This window comes from Streptomyces sp. JK94 (genome assembly GCF_053613315.1).
On record NZ_JBSICH010000045.1, the window covers coordinates 1 to 14,040 of the forward strand.

Annotated in this window: 12 protein-coding genes; 5 read left to right on the forward strand and 7 right to left on the reverse strand. The window is 68.1% G+C overall.

The window, feature by feature from the left end; all coding sequences use genetic code 11:
- Both ACVV2G_RS30345 and ACVV2G_RS30350 read right to left on the reverse strand, forming a co-directional pair.
- Positions 1–603 (reverse strand): IS3 family transposase (locus ACVV2G_RS30345; protein WP_453844448.1); only part of this gene is annotated, 603 nt, incomplete at its 3' end.
- Positions 600–899 carry a transposase gene (locus ACVV2G_RS30350; protein WP_453844447.1) on the reverse strand — a complete coding sequence of 100 codons (300 nt, stop codon included), beginning with the start codon at positions 897–899 and terminating at the stop codon, positions 600–602. The genes ACVV2G_RS30345 and ACVV2G_RS30350, both read right to left, overlap by 4 nt.
- Positions 900–976: 77 nt before the next feature.
- Between ACVV2G_RS30350 and ACVV2G_RS30355 the strand changes: the two genes are divergently transcribed.
- The 5 genes from ACVV2G_RS30355 (at position 977) to ACVV2G_RS30375 (ending at position 7,860) form a co-directional block, all read left to right on the forward strand.
- Positions 977–2,401 (forward strand): hypothetical protein, encoded by a 1,425-nt coding sequence (locus ACVV2G_RS30355; RefSeq protein WP_453845997.1) that lies wholly within the window; start codon positions 977–979, stop codon positions 2,399–2,401.
- Positions 2,402–2,462: 61 nt separating this feature from the next.
- The gene (locus ACVV2G_RS30360; RefSeq protein WP_453845998.1) at positions 2,463–3,029 is read left to right on the forward strand and encodes a hypothetical protein; all 567 of its coding nucleotides are present in this window, start codon (positions 2,463–2,465) and stop codon (positions 3,027–3,029) included.
- A 125-nt stretch (positions 3,030–3,154) separates the two neighbouring features.
- The gene (locus ACVV2G_RS30365) at positions 3,155–5,827 is read left to right on the forward strand and encodes a TnsA-like heteromeric transposase endonuclease subunit (protein WP_453846058.1); all 2,673 of its coding nucleotides are present in this window, start codon (positions 3,155–3,157) and stop codon (positions 5,825–5,827) included.
- Positions 5,824–6,876: an AAA family ATPase gene (locus ACVV2G_RS30370; protein WP_453845999.1), complete on the forward strand. Its 1,053-nt coding sequence runs from the start codon at positions 5,824–5,826 to the stop codon at positions 6,874–6,876. The genes ACVV2G_RS30365 and ACVV2G_RS30370 overlap by 4 nt, the downstream gene beginning before the upstream one ends.
- Positions 6,877–6,879: 3 nt before the next feature.
- Entirely contained in the window at positions 6,880–7,860 is a 981-nt protein-coding gene (locus ACVV2G_RS30375; RefSeq protein WP_453846000.1) for a TniQ family protein, read from the forward strand.
- Positions 7,861–7,923: 63 nt separating this feature from the next.
- Here the strand turns inward: ACVV2G_RS30375 and ACVV2G_RS30380 are convergent, their stop codons facing one another.
- The 5 genes from ACVV2G_RS30380 to ACVV2G_RS30400 all read right to left on the reverse strand — a co-directional run bounded on the left by ACVV2G_RS30380 (position 7,924) and on the right by ACVV2G_RS30400 (position 13,646).
- A complete protein-coding gene (locus ACVV2G_RS30380; RefSeq protein ID WP_453846001.1) occupies positions 7,924–9,255 on the reverse strand; it encodes a YopA family protein in 1,332 nt (443 codons plus the stop codon).
- Positions 9,256–9,375: 120 nt separating this feature from the next.
- Positions 9,376–10,050, reverse strand: coding sequence for a hypothetical protein (locus tag ACVV2G_RS30385; RefSeq protein ID WP_453846002.1), 675 nt, complete (start codon positions 10,048–10,050; stop codon positions 9,376–9,378).
- A gap of 18 nt (positions 10,051–10,068) precedes the next feature.
- The gene (locus ACVV2G_RS30390; RefSeq protein ID WP_453846003.1) at positions 10,069–10,320 is read right to left on the reverse strand and encodes a hypothetical protein; all 252 of its coding nucleotides are present in this window, start codon (positions 10,318–10,320) and stop codon (positions 10,069–10,071) included.
- Positions 10,321–10,841: 521 nt separating this feature from the next.
- Entirely contained in the window at positions 10,842–12,923 is a 2,082-nt protein-coding gene (locus ACVV2G_RS30395; RefSeq protein ID WP_453846004.1) for a HelD family protein, read from the reverse strand.
- Between the two features lie 45 nt (positions 12,924–12,968).
- Positions 12,969–13,646, reverse strand: coding sequence for a TetR/AcrR family transcriptional regulator (locus ACVV2G_RS30400; RefSeq protein ID WP_453846005.1), 678 nt, complete (start codon positions 13,644–13,646; stop codon positions 12,969–12,971).
- Between the last annotated feature and the right edge of the window lie 394 nt (positions 13,647–14,040).

A 14,040-nucleotide genomic window follows, 5' to 3' on the forward strand; every position in this document is an offset into this window, starting at 1 on the left:
TTCGCTGCCGCGATCGCTGTGGACCACGCAGCCCGGCTCCAGGCCGCCGCGGCCGTGGGCCATGTTGAGAGCGTCGACGACGAGCTCGGCGCGGTGGTGGTCGGCCATGGCGTAGCCGACGACCTCGCGGGTGGCCAGGTCCAGCCAGCAGGCGAGGTAGAGCCAGCCTTCGGCGGTGGGCAGGTAGGTGATGTCGCCGACCAGCTTGATGCCGGGCCGCTCGGCGTGGAATTCGCGGCCGATCAGGTCCGGGGCCGGCGTCGCCTTCTTGTCGGGCTGGGTCAGCGAACGCCGTCTGCGCCGGGTGACACCACGGATGTCGCGCTCACGCATCACACGGGCGATGCGCTTGCGGTTCACCTGCCGTCCCAGGCGGCGTAGTTCGGCGTGGATGCGCGGGACACCGTAGGTGTGGCGGGAGGCGATGTGCACCACGGTGATCTCGTGCGCGAGCGCATCGTCGGCGGCTTGCCGGGCACGGCGGGCCGCCTCGCCCTCCCACCATGCGTAGTAGGAGGAGCGGGCGACTTTCAGCACCCGGCACAGCAGGACGATCGGGTACGTAGCCTTCTCCGCATGGATCAACCGGTACAGCTCGCTCACCGGTCGTTCTCCTTCACGAAGAAGGCCGTCGCTTTTTTCAGGATCTCGATCGTCTGCTGCTGTTCGCGGACCTCCTTGCGCAGCCGCTTGAGCTCCTCGCGCTCGGCACTGGTCAGCTCACCGGACTCGCCCTCGCCCCGGTCGGCCTTGGCCTTGCGGTACCAGCCGCGCAGGGACTCCGAGCTGATGCCGAGTTCCCGGGCGACGGCGGTGACCGTCTTGCCCGAGGAGTCGACGAGCGCGATCGCGTCCCGCTTGAACTCCTCGGTGTACCGCTGCGTGTACTTGCTTCCCACCTGGTGCTACTTCCTCTGGAACCTCAAGATCCCAGTCTCCAGGTGTCCACGATCAAGGGGAAGCTTCAGAGGACCTGTTGAGCGCGATTCTCACCTCACCGGACAACGAGCTCGCACGTGCGCTGCACGGCGGACCGGCCGACCCTGCGATCTACGCCGACATCTCGGATTGGCGTGCCGCGCAAGACTCTCTGTTCGGAGACGTGATGGCCGCTCTCGCCGACTGGGCAGACCATACGATCGCCGCGCGTGTCGATGCCTTGCTCAGCGAGAACGACAGAGTCTTCGACACGGACATCGGACGGGCCCGGCCGTTCATCTTGACGCTGGTCACCCACCGCCCGCCCATCGGCGAAGCCATCTGCGAACAGGCCATGGCCGCGCCCGAGAGTTCGCTGACCTCGTTGGCGTCGGTCGCTCTCGCTGCGATGGGACATGTCGCCGGCGACCGCGCGGTCCACTGGGGCCGGACGCTCATGGGCTCGGGGAACACCGAACTCACCCGAGAAGTGGCGCACGCCTTCGGCATCCAGCGCGGTCGCGGAGATCTACTGGATGGCGAGGGGGACCTGCTCCGGAAACTCGCTGCCCACGGGGACAACGTCGTGCGAAGGGCCGCTCTCGGCGCCGTGCACGCCATCGCCGCGCAGCACAAGGACTTGGCCGTCGAACTGCTCACCGCATCGCTCCCCGTGGAGAGAGGGGACTTCGACGCGTTCGCCCTGGCTGTAGCAGGTCCTCCATACAGTCAGTTGTCCTGGTCGGATCTCTCCAAGGACCAGCAGAGCGCATTCCTCGCCGCCCTGGCCGCGGCACCGTCCATCGACGGCTACGAGATCGGCCAGTTCCTCGCAAAACTCGCCCGCACCGAGCCCCTCGCCGTCATCGAACTACTCGAAGCCAGGGTGGAAAGCCCACTACACCAAGTGACAGGCATGCACTCCCCCCTGCCCTTCCGCTGGCACGTGACCCCGCCGTTCCGCGATCACGACGACTTCCCACACCTGCTGCGACAGATTCGCGACTGGATCGCCGCCGACCCGGAGTCCACCCGCAGGCGCTTCCTGGGAGTCCACATCTTCGAGCTTGTAGCTGGGCCCTACGACAGTCGAGTCACTGACGTGATCGACGAGTATCTCGATGGCAGCGACCCAGTGAAGATCAAAGTCGCCGCGGCGATGCTGTCCAAGGCCCCTCGGACGATCGTCTGGGACGTCGGGTTCGTACGCCGCTGCCTGCGTGCCGCGGACCGCCATGGAGACGCCAGCCTGAGGAGAATGAGGGGCGCTCTGTACAACGCCAGCAACAGCGGAATGCGCTCCGGGACACCCGGACAGCCCTACCCTGAGGATGTCGAGGAACACGCGAAGGCCACTGAGCTGGCCGACGGATGCGCCACGGGCAGCGTCGAGGAACAGTTCTACCGCGACCTCGCGGCCTCTGCCCTGGACCGTATACAGGACGTGACAGATGAACTCCCTCCGGACGGCCGCGACTGGTGAGGACCGAGCGAGGGATAAGACCGACACCCACGGTGCCTTGAACTCTGGCTACCCTCCCGTAATGAATGCAGAAGAACAGGCGAGACACGACGAGTTCGAGCGGCAGCAGAAGATCCGCGCTGCTGCTTACGATGACATGATCACACTTGTCGGGCAGGCGGCGCAGGCCAGCGCCCTCGTGGAACTTCACCTCCGCCAACTCATGGTCGCGCTACTGGACTCCAGATACGCGAAGTTGGTCGCAGCTGGCCTGAGCGCAGGCGATCTCATCGACACCTGCACAGTCCTGCTCAAGGTGAACAAGGAGATCAACAGCGACCAGCGAACCGAAGGATTGGCGCTGCTGTCGGGACTGAAAGACCTGCTTAATACGCGGAACAACCTCGTGCACGGCCTCATCGCAATTGCCAGCGATAGCGACACCCGTACTGCCGAGACGGCCCCTGAACCCGTGATCGAGACCATGGCTTTGGTCAGCAAGAGGCGTAGGCCGGAGCTACTTCTCACCATCACCAAGGCCGAGGCCGAGAAGACGGTCAAGGACCTCCGTGAACGCGGAGATGGAATCCTGCATTGGGTCGTCGCGGCCCTACCCGCCCAGCTTCATCGAGACCAGGTCACCAACTGACGCTTCATCCCCGACGCCGGACGGCCTCACCGCTGAGGTGCCATCGTGCTGCGGATGTTCACTCGGATTATGGGTTTGGTCCCGTTCGGTCCCCTCAGTCCCCATGGAACTGCACAGTGGCCACCATGGGGATGCGCGTGGAGGAAGGGGCGACGCCGTCGCGAGTGGACGGCTTCGAGGTCGGCTGGCGGGACGACCAGGGTGAACATCGGCTGCCGTTGGCGGATGCGGTTTCGGTGCGGTTCGAGGCCGGGCGGCCGGTCCGCAGCTTCCCGTCGTATCGCAGGCAACGGCATTTCCCTGGGTTGTACTGGTCTTCGACGACCGGTGGGCACGTGGGGTTCGAGTCCTGGCTGGAGCGGGATCACGCGATGCTGCTCGACTTCACTCCGCAGGTGACGGGGCTGCTGTCGCAGCCGTTGTGGCTGTTCTGGGAGGACGAGCGGGGCAAGCGGGTCTCGCACGCTCCGGACTACTTCGCTCGGTTCGAGGACGGGCGGGGGCTGGTGGTGGACTGCCGGCCGCTGGACCGGATCGACGCACGGTGGGCGGCCAAGTTCGCGGCGGCACAGACAGCGTGTGAGGCGGTGGGGTGGGGCTACCGGGTTGTCGGCGAGGTTGATCAAGCGCGGATGGCGAACGTCCGCTGGCTGGCGGGATATCGGCATCCTCGGCACGGGGCGGCTGACAGCCGATCTGTCGCGGCCACTGTCAGATGCCACTCTGGTATTGCGGTCGGAGGCCCTGTGAACGGGCGCCCCGGGCCGAGGGCGGCGTTAAGGGTCGGGGACCGAGTGCGCCTGGATGACCGGCTGCACACAGTCGTCGGCCTCTCCGGCACGACGGTGCGGCTCCTGGACGAAGCCGGGTCAGCGAGCCTGGTGCTGTTACCCCATCTGCTGGCCTCGGAAGGCTTTGAGCTGATCGGCCAGGGTGCCGATCAGGCGCGCATGCCACCGTTCGCGCTCTTGGACATCGTGCCGGAGCGGGAGGCCGAGAAAGCGGCGGCCTGGGAACAGCACGTGACCGAGGTGGAGTTCGGCAAGCCGCTGGATGCTGATCCCACAGCCCTGCCTCGTCCGGAATATGACCCGGCCCGCCACACGGTGGAGGAGCGGGTGGCGGCCAAGGCGGCGGAACTGCGGGCTATCGGCTGGCAGGCGAGTGTGGGGACCGTTCAGCGAATGCGCAGGCGCTACCGCGAGCAGGGGCTGTGGGGCCTGGTGGATCACCGTGCGACTCGCCCGTCCTCACCGACGGGACGGGCCGATGACAGGGTGGTGGCCGCCATCACGGAGATCCTGGCCGCGACGACAGATGAGTCCACTGGCACCCGCGGCCGGCTGCGTCGGCGGGTGGAGGCGCTGCTGGCGGAACGGCACGGGCCGGGCACAGTCGCGATGCCGTCGAAGTCTGCGTTCTATCGGCTCGTCGAGGTGATGAGCGAAGGTACGCACGCCTTCGGCGAGGCCACATCACGCAGGTCAGCGGCTCGCCGCCCTCCAGGAGCGTTCACCCCTTCCTCGGCCTGCCGACCCGGCGAGATGGTGCAGATCGACACGACACCGCTGGACGTGCTGGTGATCCTGGAGGACGGGGTGAGCGGACGCCCGGAACTCACGATCGCCGTTGACGTGGCAACGAGGTCGATCTGCGCTGCGGTACTGCGACCGGCAGGAACCAAGGCCGTGGACGCCGCACTGCTGCTGGCCAAAATGCTGGTCCCGGAGCCGCTGCGACCCGGTTGGTCGGACGCGCTGGCGATGTCGATGACGCTGATCCCCCACCAAAGGCTGCTGGACATCGACGCACGCCTGGAGCAAGCGGCCGCCAAGCCGGTGATCGTGCCGGAGACGATCGGCATCGATCACGGCAAGGTGTTCGCCTCCGACACCTTCCTGACCGCCTGCCGGTCACTGGGCATCTCCGTCCAGCCGTCCCGCCCGGCGACCCCGACTGACAAGGGAATCGTCGAGAGGACATTTTCCTCGATCAACACGCTGTTCTGCCAACACATCCCCGGTTACACCGGTTGGAACACGACCCGTCGGGGCGCCGGGATCGAGGCTGTCTGGACGCTCGCGGAACTGGACGACCTACTCCAGGAGTGGATCGTGGCCTGCTGGCAACAGCGGCCACACGAAGGGCTGCGCAGCCCGTTCCTACCGGGCCAACCCATGTCTCCCAACGACGCATATGCCCTGCTGGTCTCCCGCACTGGCTACCTGCCGATGCCGCTGAGCGGCACCGACTACCTGGAGCTACTGCCAGCACTCTGGCGTTCGGTCAACGACTACGGCATCCGCATCAACCATCGCACCTACAACTGCCCCGGACTGAACCCGCTACGGCGCCGCTCCTCGGGAGTGACCGCCAAAGGCGGGCTCTGGGAAGTCCACTACGACCCCTACGACCTGTCCCAGGTCTGGGTACGCGACGCGCGCACCGGAGAGTGGATCACGGTTCCGTGGACACACCGGCACCTGGTCTCCGCGCCGTTCGCGGACTTCACATGGCGCCGGGCCCGGGACTTGCTCGCGATGCGAGGGCGGGACGACACCGACCAGGCCGCCGTGGCCGCTGCCGTAGACCAATTGCTGACCCGGGCGGAAAGCGGGCCGGACCGCCGGATCGCAGCCCGCACCCGCGCAGCCCTGGAACCCGCTCGGCCCGTCGCCGCGCTGCCACAGGCACCTGCTCCGGACGACACCGAGGACGAGACCGCCGTCCTGGAGCAGCCGTCGAACGTCATCCCCTTCGGCGTCTTCGACGCCTTCACTGACGGGAGCCGCCTGTGAGCCAGGCCCCGCCACAGGACATCGCCAATCCGCAGGCGTCGCTGACCACGAAGGAAGGCTGGCGGGCGTTCGTCGACGAGAACCCGGAGCCCCCGCCGTCCCTCGGGTCCAGCACCGTCCTGGACAAGGGCGAACTGGAGTCCTATAAGGAAGCGCGGATCGACTACCACACACGATCCGTCATCGTGAACACCCCCACGATCCGCGGCGTCGTCACCACCGGCCGCAAACGCATCGTGCTCAACCGGCACCAGGTCTCAGCCCGGCGCGGCCTGATCGTGTCCGGTTCCGCCGGGACCGGCAAGACAACAGCGATCACCCAGCTGGGCAAGAACGTCGAACAGATCACCCGGCGCCGCAACCCCGCTGCTGTCGGCGGACTGCCGGTCGTCTTCGTCACCGTTCCCCCGGCCGCCACCCCGAAGATGCTCGCAGGCGAGTTCGCCCGATTCCTCGGCGTCCCGCTGGAGCACCGCATGAGCCAGGTCCAGATCACCAACGCCGTCTGTGACCTGCTCGGCAGGCTCGGCACCACGCTCGTCCTGGTCGACGGGATCCACAACCTCGACCTGACCACCCGCAACGGAGCCGAGGCATCCGACCAGCTGAAGTACCTCTCGGAACGGATCGCGGCCACCTTCGTGCTCGCTGGTCTCGATGTTGAAACCAGCAGCCTGTTCCAGGGCACCCGCGGGCAGCAGATCGCCGGCCGCTACACGGTCATCCCCTCCCGACCCTTCGGCCACAAGAACCGCGCGGACAAGGAGCACTGGCAGGCCCTGGTGGCGACCATGGAGGACTCCCTCCGACTGCACGCCCATCGTCCGGGCACCTTGGTCGCCATGACCGATTACCTGCACGACCGCACCGGCGGACTGATCGGCAGCCTTTCCCAGCTCGTCCGAGAAGCCGCGGTGGACGCCATCGACACGGGCGCAGAAAAGATCACCAAGCGCATGCTCGACGCGATTGAGCTCGACCACGCTGTCCAGCAGCCTCACTCTGATCACCGCCGCGCCAAGCGCGCCCGCAAACCGAGGGCGGCCTGAGCGTTGGAGCCCTGGGAAGCCCCGGTCCGGCTCCTGCCGCTTCCTCTGCCACCGGTTCACGGGGAGGTCTTCGGCTGGTATCTGCACCGCCTCGCCGCCGCCAACCAAGTGACAGCGGGTCAACTGGCGAAAACTCTGACACCGTTCAAAAACGCGCAGGTCGGCAAGCGGACAGACACACTATGGCGCTGGACTCCGATGGTTCTGCCACGGCTGGCCGCCCTGACGGGTCTTACGCCCGAGACCCTTCGGATGCTGCTACCGGCGATCGCACGGGTTGAGGCGCGCACCGCAGGCGACGTAGTCCGCTACCGTCGGCGTCTTTACGTCGCCTGCTCACACTGCATGCACCGCCGCGGGATCACCAGACCCGTCCTCGCCCATCGCCCCGCCGATCTCCAGCTCTGCCGCCGACACGGCATTTGGGTGGACGGCAACCGTCACTACCGTGTCGGCCACCTCCCAGAGCTCGTTTCCGCTGAGCACCGACACCGACGGATCGCCCGCCGTTTCCCCGACACCCTGGAAGCAGCGACGAAAGAAGCGCAGCACTTGGTCCGCTCCTGGCTCCATAACAAGAACCAACCTCATCTGCTCTCACGCTGGAATGACCGCCTCGCCCAGCTCCCTCCCAAGGAAGCCATCTACGGGAACATCATCAGGCGACGCGTCGACGAGCGGGACTACATCGCGACCTATCCAGAGTTCGTCACGCTGTTGGGCATGCTGGCCGATCCTGCTTGGCGGACACTGCGGGCGCCTCGCCGATGGGCGAACCTCAGCCAGCACCGGCGCACCATCAACTCCGTCTATGCAGAGGCCGAGCACCGGCTGAACGTCCCCACCCTTCGCGAGAAGCTCCACTCCCACGCCTTCTCCAACGACGCCCTCTTCCGCTGGACCGACCCTTTGGGAAGATCACTGATGCTGGTGATGACGCCGGACGACCACGACGCCCTTCGGGATGAGCTTCAGCAGAAATAGCAAACTCCCGTATACGTCGGGCGAGTCCCGAGGGAGCATCCCAGACGACCTGCAATCCGCTGATCATGCCCAGGGAACGTTAGCCACGTCGCCCACCCAGCCCCGGATTCGTGTGAGATCCCTATAATTGCCGCTGTATCCTAGGGAGTTCAGAATCAACAGCACTAGGTAATGGCGAGCGAGAAGCCAAGCATCCCTCGTCAAGCCATCCAATCGGTAAACCGGCTCCTGCGACTCTTGCGGATGCACCAGTCGATTCCTGACCCAGGTTACGACGTCAGCCCCGTCAATGGCCTTGTTCTCGTTCATCTTTACATCAGCGGCGTACTGTGCGGCCGCCGGCAGGAGCTGAGGATTGATGTCGACGGGGATCTGGGCACTCAGCAGCACTTTGCGCAGCAACTCATGTGCCGGACGTTGCTTGTATTGCTGCTTGGTCAAAACGCCGTTGAGGACGAGACTTTCCCACATGATGTGTTCCAGTCCAGCTGTACCCATGATGATTCGAGGCTCGACAAAGTCACGGCTGCGCATGGCGGAGATGGCATACATCATCTGAAAGCGCAGCGGCACGAGTCGGTCAGGGTCCGCAAAGGCGTCGATCACGAGGCTCAAGAAGTCGCCAAGCGATTGGTGATCTTGGTCGTACCACCAACCATCGCTACTCGTGCGCGCCGGGTCACAGTGGGAGGCTCCCCACTGCTCCCACCCCACGCGACCGCCGCTGTCCTCGCCAACTGACAGCATGGGAGCAGCCCATCGGCCGAGCGCGAACGAGAACCCGACGTGCATCGCTGTCAGCACGGGATCCACCTCGTCGGCTGTAAAGGGCGAGCCGTCGGTACGACGCACTTCCATTACGTGCGTCATCACGTACACATCAGTCTTGTGGAGATCGCGCCAAACCCTCTGATAGTCGGGGCGAACATCTAGCGTGATCTTCCAGCCACTCGTTTGATGCTCCCAACGGCCTGACCACTCCTGCTCTCCGTCGGCCGTCCTCGCCACCAGCCCCAGCGGACCATGCCAGTTGGGCAGGTTGAACCAATGAACGACGAGTCGAGTCAATGGGGCCCCGGAGTTCCCGAACGAGGCCCCGTTCGACCATCCTCCGTCGATGTTCCGCGGCACCCCAGGCATGATCATGTCGCCTATCGGACGATGGAGAGTCAGGTCAACCTCGTCACGGTTCGCGAAGCCTGGAGATGCCCCATCTCCGACCTTCCACTCAAAGTTGAAGCCGTTTGAACAGATCAACTCGACGCGGCCAGGAACGTCAGTTGCTCCTAGCCCGCCGATCAGGCCGTCGTACAGAAGGACGGCCTGGCTCGGTTCGTTGTACGGATAGATCGGCGCGAGTGGTTGGCCCGCTGCGGGCATGTTCGTGGTAGCCACACCGTCACCGTAGTGATGCAGCATCTGACCACGCCGGGATTTAGAAGAAGTTCTCGGTGGACCTACTTAATCTGAGTGAGTGATGCCGTCGTCATGGTGCGGATGGGGACAACGGGCATTTCAGTCCTGCGTACGATCTCCGTCCCACGGGGGTCGAAGGAGCGCGTGGCCGGGCCCGGGGGGTGTCGCCTGCGAGGGGCCAATTGCAGGTGTGCTCGATGTACCCAGAGTTCGAGGGATCACCACCCGGTTCTCACCGAAGTACCGCCGGATGGAGTCTTGACGCGTCGTACGCATCCATAGAGGAGCCCCGATGAGGATGCGGCGGACGCCATCCAGCTCCGGCTCCACCCGGAAGTCCCACCGCCCCGGTGTAAGGACCACGTCCCTGTAGACGAGAGCGACGTACTCGGTCGCGTCGAACCCCAACACTGTGTATGCGCGGGTCTCGGGACGCCCCTGATGGGCAGCGGGTTCGGTGTAGATGCCCTGCGACATCGCGACCTTAAGGATCTCCACGGCAAGCTGCTCATCGTCGAACGGAAACTCGTGTCCCGTCCGCGTGCTCACCTCTGCACCTCGGAGGGCAATGAACTCCTCGATCATTGGGGCGGCCGACGAAGTCCACCCGCCGACACTGTCCTCCTCCGGAACAGCGAACCCCCTCAGGTTCTTCAGGCTTCCGAACAGGCAGAGATCGACTCGTCCCTCCCGCGTGATTCCCTGTGTGTGGATCACAGCGGTGCGCTGGTGGAGGCGGTGCTGTGGGTACCCCCACGTCTGGAACTCCGCCACCTCAGCATGGCCTGCCCCTTAAACGAGTTGCCCAGAAGCCGGGGGGCTGAAGTCCGTGATGATCGACTTGCGGAGCTTCCTCTTGAGCTTCTCGGCGACGTCGAAGGTGGTGTTCTCCTGGTCCCTGCCAGCGAGGCTGACGCCATTGCCCGCCAGACCGAGATTGAGGGCGGGCTGGATACGGGGGTTCAGCCGGACCCCGTTGTCGTCGATCACCTCGGTGACCAGGCGCTGGGACCAGTACACGTACCGGCCTACGGGTTGGCGCAACGCCTGCCTCCATCGCGCATCAGGGCCGGTTCGGAAACTGCGGCCGCTCAGGTAGATAAGGACGAACGGAGCTTGGCAAGAGGTTCCCATGACTCCGCCCGTTGCCAGGCCGCACGCACGGCCTTCGAGCAGTCGGGCGTCGCGCTGGATCTGACCGACCAGGACACACCACGTCTCCCCTTCGTCTTTCGGGCGCCGCGCGGAAACGACACCGGCGTCCCAGGAGAACTGAACAGGGCCAGGTCACGATCGTCGCCAAATTTCAGATGCACGGGGCTCCTGAGAACGAAACAGAAGATGAGAATCGTCCCGACAACTTCGCTGGGACGCCCCCGCCTGGCACCGTCCCAGCGAAAGCGACAGCTCCCTGATCAGAACAGGTCCGTCCCCTCACCTCTGTTGGGAAGGGACATCGACTGTCACATTTCAGCGCTTGTTGTCACGGCCGCGACTCGCACGGCACGGACGGGTACACCCGGGCCGCCGAGGTCATCCGCGCGCACTGGGCGGCGCGCGCGACGTCAGAAGGGCAGGGGCCGCCCGTGCACCACGTCCAGCCGGGACACCGCGCGGGTGAGCAGCACGTACAGCCGGTGCAGGCCCCGCCCTCCGGGCCCCTCCGCCTCCGCGACGGCCGCCGGTTCGACGGCGACGACGTGGTCGTACTCCAGGCCCTTGACGACGCTCGCCGGCACCACGGCCACCCGCGCACCCGGCGTCTCGGGCCCCGCCGCCGCGATCCCGGCCGCGTCGAGGGCCCTGCGGAGCCGGGGCACCTCCGCGTCGGCGGCGACGACGCCGACGGAGCCCTCCCGGGCGAGGGCGGCCCGTACGGCGTCGACGACCGCGTCGTGGACCCGGCCGGGCGCGGCCGGGCGCATCGTCAGCTCCCCGTCGGCGCGCAGGGAACGGACCGCCGGTACGTCCACGCCGAGCCGCGCCAGCAGCCGGTTGGTGAGGTCGACGACCGCCTGCGGCACCCGGAAACCGGTGGTCAGCGGGACCACGGGCGCGTCCGGCCGGCCCAGGTGCGCGAGGACCGTCCGCCAGGACCGCGCGGCCCACGGCGTGGTGCCCTGGGCCAGGTCGCCGAGGACGGTGAGCGAACCGAAGGCGGCCCGGCGGGCGATGGCCCGGCACTCCATCGGGGAGAGGTCCTGGGCCTCGTCGACGACGACGTGCCCGTAGCCCTCGGGGTGTTCGAGCAGCCCGGCGACCTCGTCGAGGAGGACCAGGTCGGCGGCGGACCAGCGGGCCGACTTCCACGACCGCGGCGCCCGGTCCGTCCACAGCACCGCCTTCTGCTCGTCGTCGTCGAGCAGCCCGTCGGCGGCCTGCGCGAGCGCGCCGGGGTCGGTGAGCAGCCGCGCGACGACCTCTTCCGGCCGCACCCGGGGCCAGGCCGCGTCGACGTACGCGCCGACCGGCCGGGACCGTTCGATCCGGCGCGTCCAGGCGCCCGTCCGCGGCCCGGCGCGCCGCTCGGCCAGGTCCTGGACGTACCGCACGATCCGTGCCCGCACCCGCTCCCGCCCCACGGTGTACGGCGGTTCCTCGTCCCGCACGTCCGCCACGATCCGGTCCAGCTCCTCGGCCGGGACCCGCCAGCGGTACGAACCGTCCGGTACGGCGAGGGAGCCGGCGGCGCCGACGGCCACCCGCGCGTACAGGGCGCGGCGCAGCACCTCGGCCATCCGGGCGTCGTGCTTGACGGTGGCGGCCCGCTCGCCGTCGGCGCCGGTGACCGGGTGCCGGGCCAGCTCCCGGGCGAGCGTGGACTGCCGTACGCCGGTCTCGCCGAGGGCGGGCAGCACCTCGGCGATGTAGGAGAGGAAGGCGGGGTGGGGGCCGAGGACCAGCAGTCCGCCCCGACGGATGCGCTGCGGGTGGGTGTAGAGCAGGTACGCGGCACGGTGCAGTCCGACGGCGGTCTTGCCCGTGCCCGGGGCGCCCTGCACGCAGACCGTGGTGGTGAGGTCCGCGCGGACGAGGTCGTCCTGTTCGGGCTGGATGGTGGCGGCGATGTCCCGCATCGGGCCGACGCGGGGCCGTTCGATCTCCCGGGCGACGATGTCGCTCGCCCGGGACTCACCCCGGCCGAGGTGCTCGTCCTCCAGCCCGGTGAGGTCGGCCGAGTCCCCGCGGCTGCCGGGCGCCCACCCGAAGCGGCGGCGGACGGCGACACCGCGCGGGTCGCCCGGGGTCGCCTGGTAGAAGGCGCGGGAGACGGGGGCGCGCCAGTCGACGACGAGGGGCGGGGCGGTCGGCTCCTCGGTGATCCGCAGCCGCCCGATGTGCAGGGCCGGTCCGGCGGCCTGCGGCTGCTGCGGCTGCCGGGCGCCGTCCTCGCCGGCGTCCGGGCCGGCGAAGTCCAGCCGTCCGAAGAAGAGCGGTCCCTCGGGCAGTTCGCGCAGTGCCCTGGCCCGGCTGCGCAGCCGGTGCCCGAGGACCTCGGCGTCGACACCGGAGGCGGAGACGTCCTCGCCGGTGACGACGTGTTCCCGGGCGCCCTCGACCAGGGCGGCGAGGGCGGCGCGGCAGTGTTCGTGGTGGGCGCGTTCCCGGGCGAGGGCGTGCTGGAGGGCGGGGTCGGGTGAGGTCATTCCATGGAGCGTACCCGCTTAGCGTTACCGAGTTACATTATTTACTCAGGCACCTTTGCTTGGCGGTTCCCCTTTGCCTGGCGGTTCCCCGTTACTCGGCGGTTCCCCGTCCCCCGGGCCGGCCAGCCACGGCAGCCCCGCCGCGAGCACGCCGAACCCCCGCTCCGCCGCCGCCACGGCGTCCTCCCGTACGTCGGCCACCCGCTCCCCGGCCGCGACCCGCCGCCAGTTCTCCAGCGCGAGGACCCGCTGCACGGCGATGATCTGCCCGGCGGCCAGCCTGGCCTCCAGGTCACCGCCGAGCACCTCGGCGAGCGCGGCCTCCGACCGCTCCAGGTGCGTGTACAGCCGGGCGACGAGGGCGGGGGTCCCGTAGAGCAGCGCGTGGAAGGCGAGTACGTCGGGACGGTCGTTGAGCCCGGTCACCGGATCGGACCGCTCCAGCCCTGCCAGGAAGTGCCGGCGCAGCGCGGCGAGCGGCGTGGGCCCCTGGCCGGCCACCCGTGCCGCCTCGCCCTCGTGGTCGGCGATGCGGTGCAGGACCAGGTCCTCCTTCGCCGGGAAGTACCGGAAGAGCGTGGGCTTGGACACCTCGGCCGCGGCGGCCACCTCCGCGACGGACACCGCGTCGAACCCCTTCTCCAGGAAGAGGCCGACGGCGACGTCCGACAGCGTCCGGAACATCCGCTGCCGCTTGCGTTCTCGCAGACCGGGGGCGTTCATGGGGGGAGGCTAACGCGTTCCGGGCGCCGGCCCCCGGTGGTGGGCCTGCGGCCTCGCGGTGCCGGCGGGCCGGCGGGCCGGGGTTGCCGGCACCCCGGCGTCCCCGGCCGCCCCGAGACCCCGTCCGGACCGGGCGGACCGGGCGGACCGGGCGGGGTCCCGGGGCCCCGTCCGGACCGGGCGGCCCGGCGCCCCGGCGCCCCGGTGCCCCAACCACGCCCCCCGCGTCCGGACGCAGCCGCCCCCGACCCCCGGGTCGCGGAGCCACCGCCCTCTCGCGGCCGTCCGCGGGCCCCCGGTCAGCGGTGGCCTCCCACGCGTCGCCGCCCCCCGCCCGCCGCCTGACGGGCGAGGCTCCTGGAGCGTCGTGTGACTCCCGCCCGTTCCGGTGGAG

Excerpts from the sequence above, each read along its gene's own strand:
- ACVV2G_RS30360 (WP_453845998.1), top strand. The coding sequence starts at position 2,463 with ATGAATGCAGAAGAACAGGCGAGACACGACGAGTTCGAGCGGCAGCAG.
- ACVV2G_RS30365 (WP_453846058.1), top strand. The coding sequence starts at position 3,155 with ATGGGGATGCGCGTGGAGGAAGGGGCGACGCCGTCGCGAGTGGACGGC.
- ACVV2G_RS30395 (WP_453846004.1), bottom strand. The coding sequence starts at position 12,923 with ATGACCTCACCCGACCCCGCCCTCCAGCACGCCCTCGCCCGGGAACGC.
- ACVV2G_RS30400 (WP_453846005.1), bottom strand. The coding sequence starts at position 13,646 with ATGAACGCCCCCGGTCTGCGAGAACGCAAGCGGCAGCGGATGTTCCGG.